The 22,880-nt window shown below is 44.6% G+C and carries 19 protein-coding genes and 1 pseudogene; 12 read left to right on the forward strand and 8 right to left on the reverse strand.

Going from position 1 to position 22,880, the window contains the following annotated elements; translation table 11 throughout:
- The first annotated feature begins 8 nt into the window (after positions 1-8).
- From BTO10_RS00530 to BTO10_RS00545, 4 genes and pseudogenes are all read left to right on the forward strand, one after another.
- Positions 9-680: pseudogene (locus BTO10_RS00530) on the forward strand (DUF3313 domain-containing protein).
- 12 nt (positions 681-692) lie between these two features.
- On the forward strand, positions 693-908 hold the full coding sequence (locus BTO10_RS00535; protein ID WP_102426293.1) for a DUF3820 family protein: 216 nt from the start codon (positions 693-695) through the stop codon (positions 906-908).
- A gap of 312 nt (positions 909-1,220) precedes the next feature.
- The gene (gene aroG, locus BTO10_RS00540) at positions 1,221-2,273 is read left to right on the forward strand and encodes a 3-deoxy-7-phosphoheptulonate synthase AroG (protein ID WP_105023172.1); all 1,053 of its coding nucleotides are present in this window, start codon (positions 1,221-1,223) and stop codon (positions 2,271-2,273) included.
- A gap of 181 nt (positions 2,274-2,454) precedes the next feature.
- Entirely contained in the window at positions 2,455-2,862 is a 408-nt protein-coding gene (locus BTO10_RS00545; RefSeq protein WP_105023173.1) for a hypothetical protein, read from the forward strand.
- A gap of 91 nt (positions 2,863-2,953) precedes the next feature.
- Here the strand turns inward: BTO10_RS00545 and BTO10_RS00550 are convergent, their stop codons facing one another.
- From BTO10_RS00550 to BTO10_RS00560, 3 genes are all read right to left on the reverse strand, one after another.
- On the reverse strand, positions 2,954-4,378 hold the full coding sequence (locus BTO10_RS00550) for a phosphomannomutase CpsG (RefSeq protein WP_105023174.1): 1,425 nt from the start codon (positions 4,376-4,378) through the stop codon (positions 2,954-2,956).
- A gap of 15 nt (positions 4,379-4,393) precedes the next feature.
- Entirely contained in the window at positions 4,394-5,878 is a 1,485-nt protein-coding gene (locus tag BTO10_RS00555) for a mannose-1-phosphate guanylyltransferase/mannose-6-phosphate isomerase (RefSeq protein ID WP_105023175.1), read from the reverse strand.
- Between the two features lie 106 nt (positions 5,879-5,984).
- Positions 5,985-7,100, reverse strand: a complete 1,116-nt coding sequence (locus BTO10_RS00560; protein WP_105023176.1) for a mechanosensitive ion channel family protein — start codon at positions 7,098-7,100, stop codon at positions 5,985-5,987.
- Between the two features lie 186 nt (positions 7,101-7,286).
- On the opposite strand from BTO10_RS00560, the gene BTO10_RS00565 reads away from it, so the two are divergent.
- Both BTO10_RS00565 and BTO10_RS00570 read left to right on the forward strand, forming a co-directional pair.
- Complete coding sequence (locus BTO10_RS00565; protein WP_008217206.1) at positions 7,287-7,943, forward strand: potassium channel family protein; 657 nt, start codon at positions 7,287-7,289, stop codon at positions 7,941-7,943.
- A 25-nt stretch (positions 7,944-7,968) separates the two neighbouring features.
- Entirely contained in the window at positions 7,969-9,336 is a 1,368-nt protein-coding gene (locus BTO10_RS00570) for a TrkH family potassium uptake protein (protein WP_105023177.1), read from the forward strand.
- A gap of 82 nt (positions 9,337-9,418) precedes the next feature.
- Here BTO10_RS00570 and msrB read toward each other — a convergent pair whose 3' ends face one another.
- A complete protein-coding gene (gene msrB / locus BTO10_RS00575) occupies positions 9,419-10,561 on the reverse strand; it encodes a peptide-methionine (R)-S-oxide reductase MsrB (RefSeq protein ID WP_105023178.1) in 1,143 nt (380 codons plus the stop codon).
- 203 nt (positions 10,562-10,764) lie between these two features.
- On the opposite strand from msrB, the gene BTO10_RS00580 reads away from it, so the two are divergent.
- The gene (locus tag BTO10_RS00580) at positions 10,765-11,163 is read left to right on the forward strand and encodes an OsmC family protein (protein ID WP_105023179.1); all 399 of its coding nucleotides are present in this window, start codon (positions 10,765-10,767) and stop codon (positions 11,161-11,163) included.
- 132 nt (positions 11,164-11,295) lie between these two features.
- Here BTO10_RS00580 and BTO10_RS00585 read toward each other — a convergent pair whose 3' ends face one another.
- From BTO10_RS00585 to phnW, 4 genes are all read right to left on the reverse strand, one after another.
- Entirely contained in the window at positions 11,296-12,363 is a 1,068-nt protein-coding gene (locus tag BTO10_RS00585) for an OmpA family protein (protein WP_105023180.1), read from the reverse strand.
- A gap of 302 nt (positions 12,364-12,665) precedes the next feature.
- Positions 12,666-13,484 (reverse strand): phosphonoacetaldehyde hydrolase, encoded by an 819-nt coding sequence (gene phnX / locus BTO10_RS00590; protein WP_105023181.1) that lies wholly within the window; start codon positions 13,482-13,484, stop codon positions 12,666-12,668.
- A 79-nt stretch (positions 13,485-13,563) separates the two neighbouring features.
- Positions 13,564-15,003 (reverse strand): aspartate aminotransferase family protein, encoded by a 1,440-nt coding sequence (locus BTO10_RS00595; RefSeq protein WP_105023182.1) that lies wholly within the window; start codon positions 15,001-15,003, stop codon positions 13,564-13,566.
- Positions 15,003-16,106 (reverse strand): 2-aminoethylphosphonate--pyruvate transaminase, encoded by a 1,104-nt coding sequence (gene phnW / locus BTO10_RS00600; RefSeq protein WP_105023183.1) that lies wholly within the window; start codon positions 16,104-16,106, stop codon positions 15,003-15,005. The genes BTO10_RS00595 and phnW overlap by 1 nt, the downstream gene beginning before the upstream one ends.
- 324 nt (positions 16,107-16,430) lie before the next feature.
- Between phnW and BTO10_RS00605 the strand changes: the two genes are divergently transcribed.
- From BTO10_RS00605 to BTO10_RS00625, 5 genes are all read left to right on the forward strand, one after another.
- On the forward strand, positions 16,431-17,441 hold the full coding sequence (locus BTO10_RS00605; protein WP_004742409.1) for a putative 2-aminoethylphosphonate ABC transporter substrate-binding protein: 1,011 nt from the start codon (positions 16,431-16,433) through the stop codon (positions 17,439-17,441).
- 120 nt (positions 17,442-17,561) lie between these two features.
- A complete protein-coding gene (locus BTO10_RS00610) occupies positions 17,562-18,980 on the forward strand; it encodes an FAD-dependent oxidoreductase (RefSeq protein WP_105023184.1) in 1,419 nt (472 codons plus the stop codon).
- A 97-nt stretch (positions 18,981-19,077) separates the two neighbouring features.
- Entirely contained in the window at positions 19,078-19,731 is a 654-nt protein-coding gene (locus BTO10_RS00615; protein ID WP_105023185.1) for an HAD-IB family hydrolase, read from the forward strand.
- Positions 19,732-20,005: 274 nt separating this feature from the next.
- Positions 20,006-21,115, forward strand: a complete 1,110-nt coding sequence (locus BTO10_RS00620; RefSeq protein WP_105023186.1) for a putative 2-aminoethylphosphonate ABC transporter ATP-binding protein — start codon at positions 20,006-20,008, stop codon at positions 21,113-21,115.
- A gap of 21 nt (positions 21,116-21,136) precedes the next feature.
- A complete protein-coding gene (locus tag BTO10_RS00625; protein ID WP_181143943.1) occupies positions 21,137-22,846 on the forward strand; it encodes a putative 2-aminoethylphosphonate ABC transporter permease subunit in 1,710 nt (569 codons plus the stop codon).
- Positions 22,847-22,880 lie beyond the last annotated feature (34 nt).

The following is a 22,880-nucleotide window of genomic DNA, read 5'->3' on the forward strand; positions in this document are numbered from 1 at the left end:
AGTGCGCTATGAATCCTCTAAAACTATTTTTGCTTGTCGCAACCAGCATCTTTTTGTTTGGTTGTGCAGGCGGCCCAATCAAGACTGCTACCAAATTCACCACTTATGAAGATTTTCAGCCTGGCCCTGATGGGGGAGTTGATCTCGTTTGGGCAAGATTAGGGCTGCGTGACGCCGATCGCTTGAAGAGTAAGTTGGATGATTATGATTCGGTCGTCATTGACCAAATCTTTGTGCTTGCCGAAGAAGGTTCGTTAGATCAAGAAGAAATTTAGGAACTTACCGACCACATGGTGAGTCGATTAGAGGAGAAAATATCACCTCATAAAGTAATCGTCGACGAGCCGTCGGGTAAAACATTACGCTTGAGTATCGCGTTGAGCAACGTTGAAACGCCAAATCCTATCTTAGCCGTTACCAGTAGTGTCTTACCGTTTGGGCTTGCCATGTCAACCATCTCCAAAGTTGCGACAGGAGAGCACACCAATGTTGGTAGTGCGAGTGTCGAGCTGTTGGTGAGTGACGCTCAAGATGGCACACCACTGTTCGCAGCTATCGATCGTGAAGCCGGAAATAAGGACTTTTCGACTATGATCGATTCACTTGATGATGCCAAAGATGCAATCAATTATTGGGTTGAACGTTTAGGTGATACTCTACAGAATATCGATGACGCATAGAAAGACCGAACAATGCTAGAGAAAGAGAACCTGATTAAGTTGGCTCGAATGCAGATGCCATTTGGAAAGTACGCCGGCCGCACACTCATTGACTTACCGGAAGAATATTTGTTGTGGTTTGACAAGAAAGGGTTCCCAAACGGTGAGCTAGGTGACTTGCTCAAACTGTGCCTAGCACTAAAAATAGAAGGGCTCGATAGTGTCGTCAAACCATTGAAAAGAATGTAATTAATTTTAAAGCTCACGTTAACAGCGTGGGCTTTTTTGTTTATGTTGATAGAACAGTTTTGTTGACAAGTGATGGGTTAAAAAATATTCAACGTTATCCTATTGAAATTGCGCAATCGATAGCGTGTAAATAAAGTTATACAGGGTGTTTTAAATATAAAACACAAAAAAAATTGCGTTCTTTTTAAATTAGTGATTGAAACTGGCGTTTTTACTAGTTAAGTTACAGGGAACAAGAAGATATGTGCTGATGGAAAGTTACGTGAGATAACGTACATTCAGCTCAAGGATAGATATAGGAAGAAGTAAGCAATGTTCCAGACTGATGATGTAAGAATTAACAAAGTAAAAGAGTTATTACCCCCTGTTGCTGTTTTAGAAAAGTTTCCAGCGACAGAAGTTGCTTCTTCAACAACCTTTGAAAGCCGTAAAGCAATTCACAACATTCTAGAAGACAAAGATGACCGCCTATTGGTTATCGTTGGCCCATGTTCTATTCATGATCCAGAAGCGGCTCTTGAATACGGTAAGCGTTTGAAAGTTCTGCGTGACGAACTAGGCGATAAGCTTGAAATCGTAATGCGTGTTTACTTTGAAAAACCACGTACTACCGTTGGCTGGAAAGGCCTGATCAATGACCCGTACATGGATGACACGTTCAAGCTAAACGATGGTCTTCGTCTTGGACGTAAGCTACTGCTTGATCTAACAGACATGGGTATGCCGACGGCAAGTGAATTCCTAGACATGATCACGCCTCAATACGTAGCAGACTTAATCAGCTGGGGTGCAATTGGCGCACGTACTACGGAATCTCAAGTTCACCGTGAGCTAGCTTCTGGTCTTTCATGCCCTGTTGGTTTCAAGAATGGTACTGATGGCAACATCAAGATCGCTACAGACGCAATCCGCTCTGCAAGTGCTTCTCACCACTTCTTGTCTGTAACTAAGTACGGCCATTCAGCTATCGTTGAAACGGCTGGTAACCCAGACTGTCATATCATCCTACGTGGTGGTAAAGAGCCAAACTACAGCGCGGAGCACGTTGGTAAGATCAAGCAAGAGCTTGAAGCTTCAGGCCTACCACAGAAAGTAATGATCGACTTCAGCCACGCAAACAGCTCTAAGCAATTTAAGCGCCAACTGAACGTATCGGATGACGTGAGCGCACAGATCTCTGGTGGTGACAAAGCTATCTTTGGTGTGATGATCGAATCTCATCTAGTTGAAGGCCGCCAGGATTTGGTTGATGGCAAAGCTCCAACATACGGCCAGTCAATTACTGATGCTTGTATTGGTTGGGAAGATACTGAAACAGTACTTCGTCAACTGGCAGATGCAGTTGAAGCTCGCCGTAACAAGTAAATTTGTGACTTAATTAGTCTCTAGAACGACTTAGACAATTGAAGCCCTTACTCGCTTTCGTGAGTAAGGGCTTTTTTAGTACACGTTTCAATTTAAGGTTCGCTATTCCATAAAATCATTTACTTATCGTATAGTGAATGGCTAAACGGTGTGGTGCTCCATAAATTGAAGAGTCGTATCAATGAAGGCAGTATTGGCGAGTGTTGTATTAATTGCAGTAAACACGTTTTCTATATCAAATGCACAAGCTGCAACAGGCTTTAATGCAGAGCAGTTGTGTAAAGCTGGTCTTGCACTAGCGATCGACAAGCAACCTCGTGGTATTAAAGCGACATCAGGAAAAAGTAACCAGCGTATCTTGCTTAGCTTGAAAGATGGGCAGAACGATTGGGATTACCGTTGTGACGTGAACCGCGGTAACAAAACGATCAAGTTAGAAGCGAGAGAACTCAAGCGTAACGATAAGTTCTTAGGCCAAGCGATTCGCTATGATGTTGCTGATGCAAAGCGCTCAGTAAAAGTAACAATGAAAAAATGCAAAGGCTCTGGCGTGAAGAGCGAAACCTATACATTTCGCCAATTGAAATAATTGTGTTTGTTGGTGAGGGGAACCTCAAAAGCATAATGATAAAGCCGCAGTAATTTGCGGCTTTTGTGTATAAATACAGAATAGGGAATACCTATTTTATGAGGCTAAGTAGCTCTGTCACCTTTTCGGCTAGCAAGGCTTTGTCTCGTTTGGCTTCTACGTTAAGCCGGATTAGTGGCTCGGTATTTGACTTCCTTAAGTTAAAGCGCCAAGTACCCATATCCATGCTAATACCGTCGGTATAATCTATGTTTACAGCACGCTTTTGGTAGCATGAAAGTACACGAGCGATAACTTGTTCTGGCTCTGCCACCTTGCGATTGATCTCTCCAGATGAGGGGAACCTTTCTACGCTAAAGCTGATAAGTTGATGAAGAGATTGTCGAGTCTTACTGATCAACTCTATGACGAGTAGCCAAGGAATCATCCCTGAGTCGCAGTACCCAAAGTCACGAAAGTAGTGATGTGCGCTCATTTCTCCACCGTACACAGCGTTCAGCTCTCGCATTTTCTCTTTGATCAAAGCATGCCCAGCTTTTATGCCAACAGCGTTTCCACCGAGCTTTTCTGCAATCTCGATTGTATTCCATGTCATGCGCATGTCGTGTAATACAGTTGCATTGGAATCCTTCAGCAAGAAGGCTTCGGTTAGCAGACCGACGATGTAGTAACCCTCAATGTAATTACCTTTTTCATCAAAGAAGAAACAACGATCAAAATCACCATCCCAGGCGATACCGAGGTCTGCGGAGTGCTCTAAAACGGCGTCGCGGGTAGCAGCTTGGTTTTCTTTGAGTAAAGGGTTAGGGATGCCATTTGGGTACATCCCATCCGGAGTGTGATGTACTTTGATGAAGGTGATTGGAGCATTAAGTTCATTGAATTTGGTCTCTAAGGCATCAATAACATGCCCAGCAACGCCGTTTCCCGCGTTAACCACAATCCTCATCGATGATAGTTTTGATGGCCTTATGTAAGAGAGTAGGTGATCCACATAAGGAGCGAGAATGCTGGTTGTTTTACTGAGATTACTAGCTTGTTCATGGATGAGCGGTTGTTCGCTGATCCTCTCACGCTCTAGACCTTCAATGCGCTGTTTAATCACATCTAACCCATTGTTTTTGCTGATTGGGTTAGCACCTAGACCGACTAACTTCATACCGTTGTAATTTATTGGATTGTGGCTTGCCGTAATCTGGACTCCGCCAATGGCTTGTAGGTGGCGAGTTGCAAAGTAGACTTCTTCTGTGCCTGTCATACCGAGAGCTACCACGTTGATCCCTGATTCAATCAACCCCTTGGTCATCGCTTTCTGCAATGGCAGTGAGGTTTCACGGTTATCACGGCCAATGACTACTTGTGCTAGCTCATCGAATGACGTTTTAGATGCCTTTGCAAGGACATATTCGCCAAATGCACGACCAAGCAGGTAGGCAAGGCGCTCATCGATTTGCTCACCTATGATGCCGCGGATATCGTTATTTTTGAAGCAGCTGAGGTCTAAAGTCTGTTTCATTTTATCACCGCTACTTTAGTTCGATTTGTTGATTTGAGGTGAGCTAGACTGTCCGCTTCGCCCGTAACTATCTTGATATCGAATAATGTCGTCTTCACTCAAATGGCTACCGGTTTGTACTTCGATCATTTCGAGTGGAGTGTCCCCTGGATTTTCTAGGCTGTGTATGTGTCCTAGCGGAATATAAGTGGATTGGTCTTCTTCAACGAGATAGGTTTTCTCATCATTGGTCACCTTCGCAACACCTGCAACAACAACCCAGTGTTCTGCTCTATGGTGATGCATCTGCAGGGATAGCTTGTGACCGGGTTTTACGGTGATACGTTTAACCTTGTCGCGTTTGCCTAAGTCGATTACATCGTATTTACCCCAAGGTCTAAACACTTCGCGGTGATGAACATGTTCTGTGCGATCTGCTTGATTCAGTTGGCTGACTATCGATTTCACGCCTTGAACTTTGTCTTTGTTCGCGACGAGTATGGCGTCTTTTGTTTCGACAATAATGAGATTCTCGACACCTACAGTCGCAACCAGTTTGTTTTCAGCGTGGATATAGTTGTACTGAGAATCGACAGTTAACACATCGCCTTCAATCACATTGTTGTGTTCATCTTTATCACTGACATCCCAGATTGCAGACCATGAACCAATATCATTCCAACCAACATCCATCGGAATCACCGCAGCATCCGACGTTTTTTCCATCACGGCATAGTCGATAGAGTCGCTCGGGCTGCTTTGGAATGCTTCGGCGTCAATACGGATAAAGTCGAGGTCGGTATTTAGTTTTTCGAGCGAGCGTCTACAGGCCTCAAGGATCTGTGGGTGATGTTTTGCCAGTTCTTCTAAGTAGCGTGATGCTTTAAACATAAACATGCCGCTGTTCCAGAGGTATTGCCCCGAATTAACGTATTGTTCTGCGGTGGCTAGGTCGGGTTTTTCAACGAAACATTCAATGGCAAAAGCATGATGGGAGAGTGGTTCTCCTTGTTTTATATAACCATAGCCAGTTTCTGGCGCATTTGGAGTAATACCAAAAGTAACCAGTTTATCTTGTTTTGCATATTCAACGCCTCTTGCCACTGTTTGCTGAAATTCAGCTGTTTTAGCGATGTGATGATCAGCGGCCAGCACCAATAATATTGGATCTGACTCATTTCGTTGGTTACCGCTTGTGTGAGTTAAAACCTGTAATGCAGCGAGTGCGATCGCGGGAGCTGTGTTTCTTCCGACAGGTTCTAGCAAAATACCACTGTGTGCAATGTTAGCCGATCGAGCTTGTTCTGCAGCAATGAAGCGGTGCTCTTCATTACAGATAATGAACGGAGCAGCGCATTCAGCGTTACTTAAGTTCGCTTCAAGACCTTGAAGACGTATAAGGGTTTGCTGGAGCATCGATTGATCGCCAGCAATATTGAGGAACTGCTTAGGATAAAGCTCGCGAGACAGGGGCCAGAGGCGGCTACCAGAGCCGCCAGCTAGAATGACAGGTAAAATCATAGCGTGGTACAGGGTGCATTAAAATTCTGGCGCCATGTTACCACGCTTCACACTTTTTAATTATCGATAAGCCACTTACTTGTCGATAAACAGTCGAGCTGTTGTTTTATCGAGGTTCTTCTGCGCTAGGAAGTGCCATATCCTGAACTTCACTCAACCCTTGTGGATCGATTTTTAGTGTTTGAGTTGGGAAAGCGATATCTGCATTGTGCTTGTGAATGATTGCTAGCACCTGTAGTAGTACATCTTGTTTCACTTCATGGTATCTCACCCAGTTGACGGTTTTAGTGAAGGTGTAGATGAAGAAGTTCAGCGTTGATGGGCCAAACTTATCGAAGTTCACGATGAGCGTCTGTTTAGCATCGATGTCTGGGTGCGTTTCAAGCATGGCTTTAACGTCATTCACGATAGCAGCTAACTTGCTTGCGTCTTCGTAACGAAGCCCAAAGGTTTCATTAATTCGGCGGTTTAGCATGCGTGAGGGGTTCTCTACCACAATGTTACTGAACACCGAGTTTGGCACGTACAGTGGTCGTTTATCGAAAGTGCGAATGATGGTCATGCGCCAACCGATACGCTCGACGGTACCTTCAATTTGACGGTCAGGAGAACGAATCCAATCACCGACTTTAAAAGGTCGGTCGAAGTAGATCATCATGCCACCAAAGAAGTTAGAGAGTAGATCTTTTGCTGCCAAACCGACAATCAAACCACCCACACCACCAAAGGTCAGCAAGCCTGATAGGCTGAGACCGAATGCTTGCATGATCGTCAGGCCACCCATGACCATAAAGAACAGGCGCGCTACTTTTGCGATCGCTTGTACTGTCGTTTCATCTCTGTTTTTCTGTTCTAAGACGTACGTTTCAGTATTGGTGATCATTCGCAAGGTGAACCAAACGAAAGTGCATATGATTAAAATGTGTTTTAGTGTTTTTAACCAGTTGATTTCGTTGCCAAACTGGTCTTGAAGGATCAACCCAATAGAGACAGTCGCCGGCCAACACCAAAGTAACGTACTGACTGGAGTTTTCAGTGCTGCTAGTAGCAGGTCATCCCAGTGAAAAGGGGTTTTCTGTACCAGAATTTCTAAGCGATTGTGGATAATTCGCCAAGCTACCCAAGCGAGAAAACTCGCAATAGTGATAAATAGGACACTGTTGGCCCAATCACTATGGCTCTGGTTAATGTAGGTTTGTACTTGGGTTAAGAATTCATTCATTGTGTGTACTGCCGCAGAAATTATGAATTGGAAATTAGCAGAAACTCGAGTTGTTCTCTACCTTTATAAATCAAGCGATTATGACAATAGTATAACCTTATTATTGCAGAACTAACTTTTTTCGAGATAGAAACTAATGTAGGTTTGACTATCCCGTATTATTAAAATTTCTAAACAGGATTTCAAATGAGCGACAAACAATATGCAGTTATCGGTTTAGGGCGTTTTGGTTTATCTGTGTGTAAAGAGCTGCAAAGTTCTGGGGCGCAGGTATTAGCCGTCGATATTGATGAAGAGCGAGTGAAAGAAGCCGCGGCCATTGTTTCACAAGCGATTGTTGCTAACTGTACGAGTGAAGAGACGGTTAAAGAGCTAAGGCTCGATGAGTACGATATGGTAATGGTTTCGATTGGTTCTGATGTGAACTCGAGCATTTTGACTACTCTCGTCGTAAAAGAGTCGGGGGCTAAAACGGTTTGGGTTAAGGCGAACGACAAGTTCCACGGTAAGATTCTTTCTAAAATCGGCGCTGACCATATCATTATGCCGGAGCGAGACATGGGGATTCGTGTCGCGCGTAAGATGCTAGATAGGCGTGTTCTTGAATTTATTGACCTTGGCAGTGATTTGGCGATGACTGAAATAGTCATTGGCTCAAAACTCTTGGGTAAGCAACTTCGTGATTTGAAGCTTTGCAAAGAGGTAGGTGTCGAAGTTCTTGGATTTAAGCGCGGTCCTAATCTCACTAAAGCACCGGAGCTGGATATTAGTTTAGAAATCGGAGATGTGGTGATCATCGCTGGGCCTAAAGAGACCCTATCTAGAAAGCTACGTAATTGGTAATGGGAACTTGTAATAGGGTAACAGTATGAATTCGTTTCAGCGAAAAGGTACTTTCTACACACTCACAAGAGATGAAAAGCCGCGTAAAGGCTCTGAACCTAAGATAATCCTGACCAGTTTTTTGGCGGTTCTTATTCCCTCGGCTATCTTACTCACGATGCCGGTTTTTTCTGTCACAGGGCTCAGTTTCACAGATGCATTGTTTACTGCGACTTCTGCAATCAGTGTAACAGGGCTAGGAGTCGTTGATACGGGCGAACACTTTACTTTGGCCGGGAAAATCTTGCTGATGTTCTTGATGCAAGTGGGTGGGTTAGGGCAAATGACCTTATCTGCGGTTCTTCTGTACATGTTTGGTGTTCGGTTAAGCTTGAAGCAGCAGGCATTGGCTAAAGAAGCATTAGGGCAAGATCGTAAGATTAACCTGCGTAAGCTAGTAAAGAAGATCATCATTTTTGCGCTAGTGGCTGAATTTATCGGCTTTGTATTGCTCTGTTTCCGATGGGTTCCTGAAATGGGCTGGGCAACTGGCAGCTTCTATGCACTGTTTCATGCGATATCAGCATTCAATAACGCGGGTTTCGCTCTGTTCTCAGACAGTATGATGAGCTTTGTTGACGATCCATTGGTGATCTTTACCTTAGCGGCTCTGTTCATTTTTGGTGGCTTAGGCTTTACGGTGGTCGGTGACTTATCGAGTAACTGGCGCAAAGGCTTCCAGCATCTGCACTTACATACCAAGATCATGCTAACCGCAACCCCGACTCTATTGTTGGTGGGTACCGTATTATTTTGGCTACTGGAAAGAAACAACTCTGCGACTATGGAAGGGTTATCAACTCAGGGTCAATGGTTAGCGGCGTTTTTCCAATCAGCAAGTGCTCGTACCGCTGGTTTTAATAGTGTGGATTTATCTCAGTATACCCAGCCTGCTTTGTTGGTGATGATTGTATTGATGCTGATTGGTGCAGGCTCTACCTCAACAGGCGGCGGTATTAAGGTATCGACCTTTGCAGTTGCTTTTGTTGCGACTTGGACATTCCTACGTCAGAAAAAGCACGTCGTGATGTTTAAACGTACTGTTACATGGCAGGCGGTCACCAAGTCATTAGCCATTATCGTGGTCAGTGGGGCGTTATTAACTACGGCGATGTTTTTGTTAATGCTTACCGAAAAAGCCGCGTTTGATCGAGTCATGTTCGAGGTGATTTCTGCCTTTGCAACAGTAGGATTGACAGCTGGGTTAACCGCAAACCTAACCGAACCTGGTAAATACATTATGATTGTTGTGATGGTTATTGGTCGTATCGGTCCTTTGACGTTGGCGTATATGTTAGCTCGTCCAGAGCCTTCACTGCTCAAGTATCCAGAAGATACTGTTCTAACAGGCTAGCGCTTTTGCTAATGAATTAAAAAAACAAAGCCAGCGTTATGCTGGCTTTGTTGTTATGGGTGTCGCGTTAATTGCTGAATGTTTAGCCCTCAAACATCTCAACGTATTCTTCATACCCTTCTTCAGCTAGTTTATCTGCTGGGATAAAGCGCATCGCCGCTGAGTTCATGCAGTAACGTAAGCCTGTTGGCTTAGGACCATCTTTGAAGACATGACCTAAGTGAGAATCACCAAATCGGCTACGAACTTCTGTGCGTGGGTACAACAGTTTGTAGTCTGTGGTTGTCACTACGTAAGCTTCGTTGATTGGTTGGGTAAAGCTCGGCCAGCCCGTACCAGATTTGTATTTGTCTTTTGACGAGAACAAAGGTTCACCGGTCACGATATCAACATAAATACCTTCTTCTTTGTTATCCCAGTATTTATTGTCAAACGGGCGCTCTGTCGCGTCTTCTTGCGTTACATCGTATTGAAGTGCTGTAAGCTTCGCTTTGATCTCTGCATCAGACGGTTTTACGTATGTTTTAGCATTCGCTGTTGCATTCTTACTGTCGATAATCTGGCGAAGTGTTTTAGGGTTGTCCTTTCTATCATCACCGAAGATTTTATCTAAATACTGATCACGACCTGAAGCGTAGCGGTAGTAGTTATAACGAACCTTACTCTTCTTGTAATAATCTTGATGGTAATCTTCTGCCGGCCAGAACTTCTCAAATTTGATCAGTTCTGTTTTTAGTGGTGCACCAAAGATTTGAGCCTTGTCGATCTCCATCATAAAGCTTTGAGCAACGTCTTTTTGCTCTTGGTTATGGTAGAAAATGGCAGGTCGATATTGCGGACCACGGTCTACAAATGACCCTTTGTCATCGGTTGGATCGATATGTCGGAAGAATTGGTCAAGAACCTGTTCATAGCTGACAACATCAGGGTTATAGATCACGTTGATCACTTCGATGTGACCAGACTTACCTGAAGAAACTTGTTTGTAGGTTGGGTTTTCTAGCTCGCCACCAGAATAGCCAGAGACAACGTCTGTTACGCCTTTTAGTTTCTCTAGATCAGACTCTGTACACCAAAAACAACCGCCCGCGAGTGTTGCGATTTCACTTTTCCCTGAATTAGCCGTTTTATCCATTGTATTGGCAGTGCCAGTTTGGCTGACAAACAACGAAAGCAGTGGTAGTACAACCACGAGTGATACCAATATTTTAGATAATTTATTCATAGATACCTCATCTTGACGTTCTTTTTCATTCGATTTTGAATGTACGAATAGAGACAGGTTTTAGATGGAAAAAATTGCACCATTCATGAAAAAAATATGTGTTAGAGAATATCTTGCTCATGAATGCCGCCAGTAGTAGGGTGTCGGTACTAACAACAAATAACAGACAAGTGATGGCGGTTATCGGTCATCTAAGGATCAGCATGCAAGCAGAAGTTAAATGGGTCGAAGGTTTTAAATTCCTGGGTCAATCTCAATCAGGCCACTCTATTGTTATGGATGGCAGCGGTGGTGCAACGGCACCAAGCCCGATGGAAATGGTCCTTATGGCCGCTGGTGGATGTAGCTCTGTTGATGTGGTAGATGGCTTGAAATCTGCTGGTCAAAACATTACAGGTTGTAACGCAAAGCTTGAAACTACACGTCGTGAAACCGCGCCAAAAATCTTTACTGCGATTAACATTCACTTTGAAGTTTCAGGTGACAACCTTGATGCTGAGTTAGTTGCAAAAGTATGCGCTGATTCATTGGAAAAGTACTGTTCAGTGTGCCTAATGCTAGGTGCAGGCGCAGAAATGACGCACAGCTGGGAAATTATTTAATTCTGAGTAAATACTGCGCATTAGAATTAGACCGCTAGCTTCAATTTCAAACAGATATAAAAAAGGGCGGAGCACTTATTAGTGCTCCGCCCTTATTATTGAGGAAAACATCGTGATAGCGGCGGAATATGATTATTCCACTGTCTCTACGATAACCTCTTCAACTTGAACGTCTTCTTGGTACTCGAAGCTTGGAATTGTTGCTTCAACACGACGGTTTTGTGCACGACCTTCAGCTGTATCGTTTGATGCGATTGGGTTTTCTTCCCCTTCACCAGAAGCGGTAATGCGGCTTGACTCAATGCCTTGCTCTTCGATGTATGCTGCTACTGCTGCCGCACGTTTCTTAGAGATCATCATGTTGTACTCAGCTGCACCTGTTGAATCTGTGTGACCAACAATGTTAACGGTAGACTGAGGGTATGTTTGTAAGACTTCCACAATTGGCTGTATAGCGGCTTTACCTTCGTCTGAAAGCTCTGTGCTGTTAGTCGCAAATGTACCTTGAGAAAAGCTCTCAGTTTGCGCTTTGGTAACCACTACCTCAGCTTCCTCTTCAACAACTACAGTTTCTGGTTCTGCGATTGGCTCAGAAGGTGCTTGAGTCACAGCCGCCACAGAAGCTGCAGCCGCTGATGCGGTTGTATTACCTGTGCCGAAATTGTAGCTAAGACCTACAGTGACAAGGTTGGAGTTTAGGTCTTGGATGATCTTATCGTCAAAATCATCGAAGTATTGGTATTCCAATCTCACAGCCCAGTCGTCGGCAAACTGTTTCTCAGCACCGATACCCAGAGCCAGTACCACATCATCTTCATCGTCGTGCATGATGTAAGCTGGGCCCGCTTTGAAGAACACATCAAACTCTTGTTTGATCGCTAATCGGTACATTGGGCTCAACGATATTGCAATAATGGAATCACTGTAGCGTTGAGTTGTCCCGTTGTAATTAAAACTAGTGTCATAGTCACCTAGGTAATCTGCGTTTAATTCCAGTGCAATGTTATCGGTAAAGTTGTAGCCACCGTAAAGACCACCGGCAACGGAATCATCTTCACAGTTCACACTGTCTACACAAGCACTATCGAGCCACCCCATCCCGACTTTCGCACCAACATAAGTGGTTGCAGCGATTGACGGGGCAGCAGCAAAGCCTGAAGCTGCAATGACGGCGCACATAATCTTTGAGAGTTTTTTCATAATCTTATCCTTGGATTAACTCTTATTGTTATCTGAATCAGTCCTTTAAAACGATTTCTTACTGATAGGCACACTGCAAATGTCAGAAAATCAAGGCATTGATCCAGTTCGAACCTATCTTGGAACTGTTAATACATTGTTAGTCTGATTGCTTATGGGAGTCAATAAAGTTGTTAAGATTTATATATTCAAAGTGCTATTTACAGGCGTTTTTGTCAATTAATTGCTGTCTCAAATGTTGGAAACAAAGAAACCTCGCATCACCTTACATAGGTGTTACGAGGTTGTCTGAAGTTAGAACGTTACGGACGCTCACCCGCCAATAAACGCTTCTCGATGTCTTCAATCACGCTAGGTAAGTCTGCAATAGTATCGATCAAGTAGTGAGGGTTTGATTTGTTCAGCTTCACGCTCGCTTTTTCACGTGCTGCTGCTAGTGTTGCTTCGTCAGCGTCTAAGTATTCTTGGTACGTTAATCCAGCCTCGTTACCAGATAGAACAAGGCCTACCGTCCACATGCCTGCGTTGTGACCTTCATCAATGCCGGGTGCTGCGTCATCCACTTTCACACACGCTGCAACGCTCGTCACGCCTAGGTCAATCACGTTTTTAAGTGCCATGAATGGTGCAGGGCGACCACCTTGAGGTAAATCATCGGTTGCAACCACGTTGTCTGGATGATAGTCATAATCTGCTGCTGCAGGAATTAGAACATCCATCACTTCACGTGGGTAACCGGAACAAGAACCGATTTTTACGTTTTTCTCTTTTAGGTTATTCACTACTTCAAGCGCGTTTAAAATTGGCGCTGCGTGGTCGGCAACTTTGGCTTTTTGAAGAGGCATGAATGCCGCGTAGATCGCATCAACGTCTTCACTGGTCATCGAACGCCCGAATTGAGCATTCCAACGCGCATCAACTGCAGGGATTCGACCCACTGCTTGGATATGGTCCCATTTGCCGATGCCCATAGGCTCACGAGCTTCTGCTAAGTCGATGTCAAAGTCGAAACCTTGTTTGAATGCTTCAACGAAGATGCTGGTTGGCGCAAACGATCCAAAATCAACGATAGTGCCTGCCCAGTCAAAGATAACCGCTTGGATTGGTGATGTTGTGTTCATAGTGGTGTCCTTTCTTGCCACTCCCATTTAAAAGTACGGGAGGAACGAATGTGTTTTAGGTTATTGGTTTAGTGTTGGTTTAAAGGTATTCAAAGTCTTTACAGACTTTTACTATCGCGTTTTCGAAGACTGCCAGAGCAGCTTCTAGCTCGCTACGGCTGATGACCAATGGTGGGCTCAACTGAATCACATTACCTTGTGACACCTTAAAGCTCAGACCATCGTTCAGACACTGATAAAGTACGGCTTCTGCTTCATCGAACGCGCGGGTTTTGGTGATATGGTCGGTGACTAACTCAACGCCCCAAAGCAGTCCGATGCCGCGAACGTCACCAATGACTGGGTATTTCTCTTTCATTTGAAGTAGTTGCTCACGCATGAATGCACTGTCCGCTTGTACTTTTTCAAGCAAATTTTCTTGCTCAATCACTTCCATGGTTGCCAGTGCAGCTGCGCAGCCAATTGGGCTTTTCTCGTGTGTGTAATGCCCAAGCGATACTTGTGCTGCCGTGTTGTATTTGTCTTTGGTGACCATGGCGGCAATTGGAACTAAACCACCGCCAAAACCTTTACCAATACATAGGATGTCAGGTTCGATATCAAACGCTTGGTGAGTAAACCACTCGCCGCTTCGACCCATACCGTTTGGAATATCATCAATGATTAGCATGACATTGTGCTTATCACAGATCTCACGGATGCGCTTCCAATAAGCCTTGCTTGGTACTTGAACATCGGTGTTACGCACTGCTTCGGCAATGAAGGCACCAATACCACCTTCTTTTTCAATCACATACTCAAGGTAATCGGCGTAGTGAACATCACATGCAGTCTCACTATCACCACCTGAGTTTTGCCCGCGAAGCGATAAAGAGTCATTAAGAGGAAAAGCACCACGATAAGAAACTGCTGGTGGAATACGTTCTACGCCAGCCATTAACGGGCCCATACCTTCGCGGAAACAGGCTTCACCACCGACAGAAATCGCATCCAATGACGCGCCATGGAATGAATCCCACAATGAAACAACTTTGAAGTTGTTGGTGACATGTCGAGCCAGTTTGAGTGCCATACCAATCACAGAGGTGCCACCCGGTGCAAACAACACGCGGTTCAACTCACCACCGCAAATCTGTGTTAGCTTTTCAGCGCATTGCACGGCTGTCTCATTGGTAAAGCGACGTGGTGAAAACGGCAATGATGCCATTTGTTGAGTCACTTTATTGATGATGTGTGGGTGGCCATAACCTAGTTGATGGACATTATTGCCATGAAAGTCCATGTACTGTTTGCCCGTCGCATCTTGAATGTAAATGCCTTCAGCGGCTTCAAGTGTGTCTAGGCAAGGTGTTGACATCGCTTGATGGAGAAACACGTCTGAGTCGCGTTTTAACATCGCTTGAGTCGCCTCATCGTTTAACGACTCATTCCACTTTTCACGTGCGGGTGTGGTGTTCACGTCGCCTTCACTTCGAAAGTGCGTTGCCTTTAGTGCTGGCTCTTGGTTAATTATTGTCATTACTTAATTTCCCAGTACATAGCATTCTTAACAGCGCCAATGAGGGCTTCAATATCAGACGGATAAACTTCACCAATGTTACCAATGCGGAAGCAGTCTGCGTTTGAGACCTTGCCCGGGTAAATCACAAAACCTTGTTCTTTCAAGCGCTCATAGAACTCTTTAAATTGGTAATCGCTGTGTGTTGGAGAATAGAAAGAGGTGATGATAGGAGAGTGAAGTTCATCAGTAAGTAGTGGTTTAAACCCCAGGGAACGCATGCCAGCAACTAAAGTGGTTTGGTTAGTGTGGTAACGATTATGGCGAGCTTCGATGCCGCCTTCTTGCTCAAGCTCAAGCAGTGCTTGGTAGAAAGCACGCACCGTGTGAGTCGGGGAAGTGAAGCGCCATTTACCGTGATTGATTTCCATGCAGTGCCATTGATCAAACAAGTCAAGGCTTAACGAGCGAGCTTGGCCTTGACACTTTTCTAGCTCCGATTGCTTAGCAATGACAAAGCCGAAGCCAGGCACACCTTGGATGCACTTGTTAGCTGAGCTGATCATGTAATCAATACCTAAGTCAGCAATATCCATAGGGATGCCACCAAAGCTCGACATTGCATCAAGAATGACAGTCTTGTTGTGCAGTTTTGCCAATTTAGCAATGTCTTCAATTGGATTCAGCATGCCAGTGGTGGTCTCACAATGCACAATCGCAACATGAGTGATGTCTGAATCCATGGCCAATGCCGTTTCCATTTCGTTCAAGTCAGGCTGTGATGTTTCACCAGGAGAAACGACATGGCATGGAATGTTTAAATATTCTGCGATTTGAGCAATACGAGCGCCGTACGCACCGTTATCCACCACAAGAAGCTTTCCATTTTTAGAGATAACGCTACCAATTGTTGCTTCAACTGAAGCGGTACCGCTACCTTGCATTAATACGCTCGTGTATCCCGCTTGTTTAGTCGCTAAATTCACAAGCTTGCTACGAATCACTTCAACAATGTCTTTGTTGTATTCATCATCCCAAGTACACCAATCTTTAAGCATCGCTTGGCGAACGGTTTCAGAAGTCGATAGTGGGCCTGGTGTCAGTAATAAGTAATCGTTTCTCATGTTCAATTTCTCGTTATTTGATTTGGACTATACCAATTTGTGCGATTACTTTAACAACCAATTTAAACGGTCGTAAATAGCCCAAACACCATTTTCAAAAAAGCTTCATATTACAATTAATCTCTTGCCCTGAGAAATTCATCGATCTTTAAACTGCCATTTTTTGTTCATTTAACCGTCATAAAAGCCAGTTAGCTTAATAATCAAAATCTGGTACATACCAAATAAGGGTGTGTACCGACAACATAAATGAATTTATGGATATAGCTGTCTCTTGATGGGACTTCTAATTTCTAACTTTGGCATCGGGCCTGACTGGAGAAAATGATGAAAAACCGTTTTATGAAAGGATCACTTGCAGCATTAGTCACTCTATTAGCTGGTAACGCTTATGCGGCACAGGAAGTGACGGTTTACACCGCTTTTGAAACCGACATCTTAGCGAAATACAAAAATGCTTTTGAAAGCGAAAACCCAGACATCAGCATTAAATGGGTTCGTGATTCAACCGGGATCATGACGGCAAAACTATTGGCTGAGAAAAACAACCCTCGTGCAGAAGTAGTTTGGGGCCTTGCAGGTTCTTCAATGGCTCTACTGAAAGAAGAGGGCATTCTTAAGCCTTACACTCCTCAAGGTGTAGAAGCGCTACGTGCTAACCTTAATGATCCGCAATCTACTCAAGCTTGGTATGGCAATGATGCATTCTTCAATGCGGTTTGTTTCAACGAAGCGGTAGCAAAACAACTTAACCTACCAGCACCTAAATCTTGGGAAGATCTCACTAAGCCGATTTACAAAGGCCACATCGCGATGCCAAACCCAGCGTCTTCTGGTACGGGGTACATGCAGGTTTCGGCTTGGCTACAAAACATGGGGGAAGACCAAGGTTGGAACTACATGCAGAAGCTAGATCAAAACATCGCTCACTACACGCACTCAGGTTCTAAGCCATGTGTTCAAGCGGGTATGGGGGAAGTCGCTATCGGTATCTCTATGGCTAGCCGTGGCGCTAAGCTGAAAACTCAAGGCGCACCGCTATCTGTGATTACACCTGAGGGGATTGGTTGGGAATCTGAAGCGGTTGGTCTTGTTAAGCCTTCGGATGCGGCACAGCGCGTTGTTGACTGGTCTATCTCTAAAGCAGCAAATGAGCTCTACATCGAAATGTACCCAGTTGTTGGCCACCAAGACGTGACGGCAACAATTGATAACTTCCCTAATGTTGAAAAGAACATGGCAAAAATGGACTTTGCACGCATGGGCAGCGAGCGTGCAGACGTATTGAAAACATGGTCTGAGAAGTTCGACGCTAAATCAGAGCCAAAATCTTAATCTATCGAACTACTCATTCAATTAACTATTGAGTTCGTTAGAAGTTAGTAATCAGTAAAGGAAGGCTTCGGTCTTCCTTTTTTAGTTTTACGCCTTCAAGTCTTAGGTAAGGTACAACAAATGACAAAGCACTACTCATATTGGTTCAAGCAAGCACTAGAAAAAGAATTTGGCAGTATCAACGCAGGGTTAGAATCAGCCAACCCACTTCAAAAAGACATTAACTGCGACATTGCAATTGTCGGCGGTGGTTATACAGGGTTATGGACGGCAATTTTAATTAAACAACAGCAACCTCAAAAACATGTTGTGGTGATTGAAAAAGGCTTGTGTGGCAGCGGTGCTTCTGGTGCGAATGGTGGTTGTATGCTGACGTGGTCGACTAAGTATCCAACGTTGAAAAAGCTGTACGGAAAAGAGCAAGCAAAATGGTTAGTTCAAGAATCGGAAAAGGTCATTTACGAGATCGAAGCTTTCTGTAACGAGCACAACATAGACGCACATTTGTACCGCAGCGGGACGTATTACACGGCAACCAATGAAGCACAAAAAGGTGGTATGCAGCCGGTTGTGAATGAGTTGGTTAAGCAGGGCATCAATAGTTGGAAGAAGTGTGATGAGTCTTTGTCTGATAAAGCGGGATCTGAGCGCCATATTGAGGGTTATTACTCAGAAGCCGCAGGTAGTGTGCAGCCAGCATTATTGGCGAGAGGTTTACGTCGAGTTGCCATTGAACTAGGTGTTGAGATTTACGAGAACACAGAGATGACTTCGCTTGATTATGGTGCCCCAGCTCGAATCCAAACCAAGGGTGGATCTGTATTTGCCGATAAAGTGATTTTGGCGCTCAACGCATGGATGCTCGATCACTTTAAAGAGTTTAAACGCAGTATTGTGGTTGTTTCATCAGACATGGTCGTCACTAAGCCCATCCCTGAAAAGCTTGAGCAATTTGGCCCAGAGAAAGGAGCGGCAGTGGTGGATTCACGTATCTTTGTCCACTATTACCGAGATACTCAGGATGGACGATTGATGCTGGGCAAAGGTGGCAATAAATTCTCGTTTGCCAATCAAGTTGAAAGCATGTTTAACCAAAAGACAAACTATCTGCCGATTCTGAATCAATCCTTCCAAAAACACTTCCCTAAGCTGGAACAGAATGAATTTGATTACAACTGGTCGGGGGGATCAGATCGTTCGGTCACAGGATTACCATTTTTCGGTAATCTAAAAGGCCAAAACAACATCTATTATGGGCTCGGTTATTCTGGCAATGGTGTTGCACAAACTCGTATGGGCGGAAAGATTCTGTCATCTATGGTACTCGGCACTGACAACGCTTGGACCTGCTGCGGATTAACCAAAGGACCGCTTGGGCATTTCCCGCCTGAGCCATTCCGTTGGGTAGGGGCGATGACGGTGCGTAATGCAGTACGCAGAAAAGAGAACGCAGAAGACTCAGGAAAGGCGCCATGGTGGCTAGATAAGCAATTGGCAAAGCTAGCTGGTGCGGCAGGTAAAGCCGACAAGGTTGAGTGAATCTTTGTTGTAGATTGTGCTTTGCAGGTTAAGCGAGAACCGATCTTCAAGTGGCAACTGAGTTGGAAGTTAAATTTGATTTGAAGTGAGAATTGATATGACGACCCCGCTGTATGTATTTGATTTAGATGAAGCACTCATGGATGGAAACAGCGCCATGATTTGGAATGAGTTTTTGGTTGAGAAAGGCTTGGCAAATGAACCTAGCTTTTTGAACGAAGAACGCCGGCTTATGACGCTGTATGTTCAAGGTATTCTCGATGAAGATATTTACCTTGAATTTGCAACCCGCTCACTAGCCAATAAAACTTATCAAGAGGTGTGTGCATTATTAGAAGAGTGCATTAATCGTAAAGTTCTCAGCAAGATCTTTCCTCATCTTGCAAAGAGGAGCTGGTCGTCAACAACACAAGGGCAGCCGATGGTGATCATCTCTGCCATTGTGTCATTCGTTCCTGCATGTGTGGCAAAAAGGCTCAATATTCCCAATGTTGTCGGTATTGAACTCATGGAATCATCGGGTCAATACTCTGCCAAGATTTTGGGGCTTCCGAGTCATCCGTATGGCAAGGTGGTTAGTTTGGATGAGTGGTTAGAGCAACACGGCCCTTCGCACAACCATATTCAAAATGGTGCTGACTCGATTAATGATTTACCTCAATATGAAGTGGCGGATCGCCCTCACTTGGTTAATCCACACGAACGTTTAAGCGCTCGCTTGGAATCTGCTCCATGGCGTGCGGTCTACTGATTTCAGTATTGGAAGAAACAATAGATATAACCATAAACAAGCATTGATATTTGGCGGTGAAAAGCACATTGGCTTTCATCGACAAATACCTATCTGAGGGCTAGTGGGGTTCTGTAAGGTATTGAATATTATTGCTTGTTTTGATTTCGCCACCCTCAGTTAGAATGAATTTTATTTCTGAAATATAACTGTCATTTAGCTTCTATAAATTTGTCACTCAACTGAAATATTCAAATTTTAACTTTGGTATATACCATATAAAGAGTGCTGTAGTATGAGCAACCAAACTTATTTGAATATTGAAAACGTTGTAAAGCAATTTGGCCAATTTACAGCGCTAAAAGACATCTCCCTATCGATTGAAAAAGGCGAGTTCGTCTGTTTCCTTGGCCCATCTGGCTGTGGAAAAACAACCTTATTGCGTGCGATTGCAGGTCTAGACTTACCAACCTCAGGTTCCATTGAGCAAAATGGCAGCGACACGACCTTCCTACCGCCAGAGAAGCGAGACTTTGGCATCGTGTTCCAATCTTACGCATTGTTCCCAAACCTGACAGTGGAAGAAAACATTGCGATTGGCCTTAAAAACCAAGGTATGTCCACTAAAGAAGCACTCGAAACGGTAGAGTCTTGGCTAGAAACCATCGGCTTGCCGACGTCTGGTCAAAAATACCCGAATCAATTATCTGGCGGTCAACAGCAGCGTGTGGCTTTAGCTCGCGCATTGGCGCTATCTCCTGGTTTGTTACTCCTAGATGAACCACTGTCTGCACTCGATGCGAAGGTAAGAACACACCTGCGTGATGAAATTTGCCAATTGCAGCGTAAATTGGGTATCACCACTATCATGGTGACACACGATCAAGACGAAGCTTTGACTATGGCAGACCGCATCGTGGTAATGAACCATGGGGTTATTGAACAGGTGGGGGCGCCTCAAGAGATCTACCAAAAGCCAGCGAGTCGTTTTGTTGCTGAGTTTGTTGGTAGCATGAACTTCATTCAAGCCTCTGTGGCCGTGCAGGGCAAGATGCGTATTGCTGAATCTATGTTGCCACTTCCTGGGTTAGACAATCTGACTCCAAAGCAGGGGGATGTGTTCGATATTGCGGTACGTCCTGAGCAAATCCAGTTCGTTGATCGTTTTAATGAGTCGTTACCGGTCAGAATTCTTTCAAGCGAGTTTTTGGGCGCGTTTTATCGCGTCGAATGTCAATTGCAGCATGACTCTACTGCAAAAGAGATCATCGTTGATGTGCCAGTCAAAGAGTTTAATCGATTGAAACTGCGTCGCAGTGATATTCGTTACGTAGCGTTTGATCAAGAAGGCTTACGAGCTTATCCATCGAAAAGTGTTCAAGTGATGAAAGACGAGGCGGCGTAAAGAATCATGGAATCGACTCAAATGATGCAACCTAAGCTGCTAATTCAACGACGAGTACAGCCTTTACTGGCTCGGCTAAGTAAGGACAACGTGATTCTATTTGGGCTGTTGGCATTTTTGTCTGTAGTCATGACGCTGTTTATCCTGATGCCTTTGTGGGCGATGCTGAGAAAAAGCGTTCAGAATGCGGATGGCGAATTTGTAGGTCTACAGAACTTCGCTACGTATTTCGCTTCGCAAAGCCTTTGGCAATCCGTGGGCAACACATTTACGCTTGGCATACTGGTAACGGTTGTCGTTGGTGTTCTGGCGTTTGGTTATGCTTATGCCTTGACTCGCTCATGTATGCCTTTTAAGGGGCTATTTCAGGTGTTGGGCTCTGCGCCTATCCTTGCACCGTCGCTGCTTCCAGCCATCAGTTTGATTTTTCTTTTTGGTAACCAAGGCATCGCTAAAGAAGTCTTAGGCGGCAACTCGGTATATGGTTTGATTGGCATCTCACTAGGTTTGATATTCTGGACGTTTCCACATGCCTTGATGATTCTAACCACTTCACTCAGAACCTCTGATGCCCGTCTTTATGAGGCAGCCCGTGCTTTAAATACGTCGTCGCTCAAAACCTTCTTCATGGTTACCTTACCTGCAGCTAAATATGGTTTGATCAGTACTCTTATCGTGGTGTTTACGCTGGTGGTGTGTGACTTTGGTGTACCAAAGGTGATTGGTGGTAGTTACAACGTTCTATCAACGGACATCTTTAAACAGGTAGTAGGTCAACAAAACTTCTCAATGGGTGCAGTAACCAGTATCTTGTTGTTATTGCCTGCATTGCTTGCGTTTACAGTGGACCGCTGGGTACAAAAGAAGCAAAAAAGCTTATTCGATACTCGTTCTGTCGCGTACCAACCAGAACCAAATACCGTGCGTGATGGATTGTGTTTCCTTTATTGCACGATCATCTCAGCTGCTGTTGTTATCGTTTTGGGTATGGCGATATACGGTTCTATGGTCACCTTCTGGCCTTGGAACAAAGCGCTGACACTGAACAACTACAACTTCGCAGAAATGAGTACCTATGGTTGGACACCGTTCTTCAACTCGCTAACACTTAGCGCATGGGCTGCCATTATCGGTACTGTATTGATTTTCTTAGGTGCGTACTGCATTGAGAAGGGCAGAGCATTTGGTCCTGTTCGTCAGGCAATGCAGATGCTCAGTGTGGTACCTATGGCGGTCCCGGGGATGGTGCTGGGTTTGGGCTACATCTTTTACTTCAATGACTTGAGTAATCCACTTAACTTCTTGTATGGCACAATGGCGTTCTTGGTGATAAACACTGTGGTTCACTACTACACGGTAGGTCACATGACGGCGTTGACTGCGTTAAAGCAGCTGCCAGCGGAAATTGAAGCAACGGCGGCCTCGGTAAATCTTCCGCAGTACAAGTTGTTCTTTAAAGTAACGGTACCTGTTTGCCTGCCCGCCATTTTAGATATTGCGACATACCTGTTTATTAATGCACTCACCACCACATCTGCGGTAGTATTCTTATATTCTACCGATACGATACCTGCGTCAGTTTCAGTACTGAATATGGACGATGCAGGGCAAACCGGTGCAGCAGCAGCCATGGCGGTGATGATCATGATATCCGCAGCAAGCGCGAAGTTGATTCATATGCTGATCAACAAGTTATTTGAGAAGCGCACTCAAGCTTGGCGAAAGCGCTAGCGAACTATTTTATATTGCAGTTGGCCAAGGAGTG

This window comes from Vibrio chagasii (genome assembly GCF_002954585.1).
Lineage (GTDB): Bacteria > Pseudomonadota > Gammaproteobacteria > Enterobacterales > Vibrionaceae > Vibrio > Vibrio chagasii_A.

Coding starts and splice junctions, on each gene's coding strand:
- BTO10_RS00580 (WP_105023179.1), top strand. CDS start 10,765: ATGCAAGCAGAAGTTAAATGGGTCGAAGGTTTTAAATTCCTGGGTCAA.
- BTO10_RS00570 (WP_105023177.1), top strand. CDS start 7,969: ATGAATTCGTTTCAGCGAAAAGGTACTTTCTACACACTCACAAGAGAT.
- BTO10_RS00610 (WP_105023184.1), top strand. CDS start 17,562: ATGACAAAGCACTACTCATATTGGTTCAAGCAAGCACTAGAAAAAGAA.
- BTO10_RS00555 (WP_105023175.1), bottom strand. CDS start 5,878: ATGATTTTACCTGTCATTCTAGCTGGCGGCTCTGGTAGCCGCCTCTGG.
- BTO10_RS00615 (WP_105023185.1), top strand. CDS start 19,078: ATGACGACCCCGCTGTATGTATTTGATTTAGATGAAGCACTCATGGAT.
- BTO10_RS00585 (WP_105023180.1), bottom strand. CDS start 12,363: ATGAAAAAACTCTCAAAGATTATGTGCGCCGTCATTGCAGCTTCAGGC.
- phnW (WP_105023183.1), bottom strand. CDS start 16,106: ATGAGAAACGATTACTTATTACTGACACCAGGCCCACTATCGACTTCT.
- BTO10_RS00545 (WP_105023173.1), top strand. CDS start 2,455: ATGAAGGCAGTATTGGCGAGTGTTGTATTAATTGCAGTAAACACGTTT.
- BTO10_RS00535 (WP_102426293.1), top strand. CDS start 693: ATGCTAGAGAAAGAGAACCTGATTAAGTTGGCTCGAATGCAGATGCCA.
- BTO10_RS00620 (WP_105023186.1), top strand. CDS start 20,006: ATGAGCAACCAAACTTATTTGAATATTGAAAACGTTGTAAAGCAATTT.
- BTO10_RS00595 (WP_105023182.1), bottom strand. CDS start 15,003: ATGACAATAATTAACCAAGAGCCAGCACTAAAGGCAACGCACTTTCGA.
- BTO10_RS00550 (WP_105023174.1), bottom strand. CDS start 4,378: ATGAAACAGACTTTAGACCTCAGCTGCTTCAAAAATAACGATATCCGC.
- BTO10_RS00625 (WP_181143943.1), top strand. CDS start 21,137: ATGATGCAACCTAAGCTGCTAATTCAACGACGAGTACAGCCTTTACTG.
- phnX (WP_105023181.1), bottom strand. CDS start 13,484: ATGAACACAACATCACCAATCCAAGCGGTTATCTTTGACTGGGCAGGC.
- BTO10_RS00560 (WP_105023176.1), bottom strand. CDS start 7,100: ATGAATGAATTCTTAACCCAAGTACAAACCTACATTAACCAGAGCCAT.
- msrB (WP_105023178.1), bottom strand. CDS start 10,561: ATGAATAAATTATCTAAAATATTGGTATCACTCGTGGTTGTACTACCA.
- BTO10_RS00605 (WP_004742409.1), top strand. CDS start 16,431: ATGATGAAAAACCGTTTTATGAAAGGATCACTTGCAGCATTAGTCACT.
- BTO10_RS00565 (WP_008217206.1), top strand. CDS start 7,287: ATGAGCGACAAACAATATGCAGTTATCGGTTTAGGGCGTTTTGGTTTA.
- aroG (WP_105023172.1), top strand. CDS start 1,221: ATGTTCCAGACTGATGATGTAAGAATTAACAAAGTAAAAGAGTTATTA.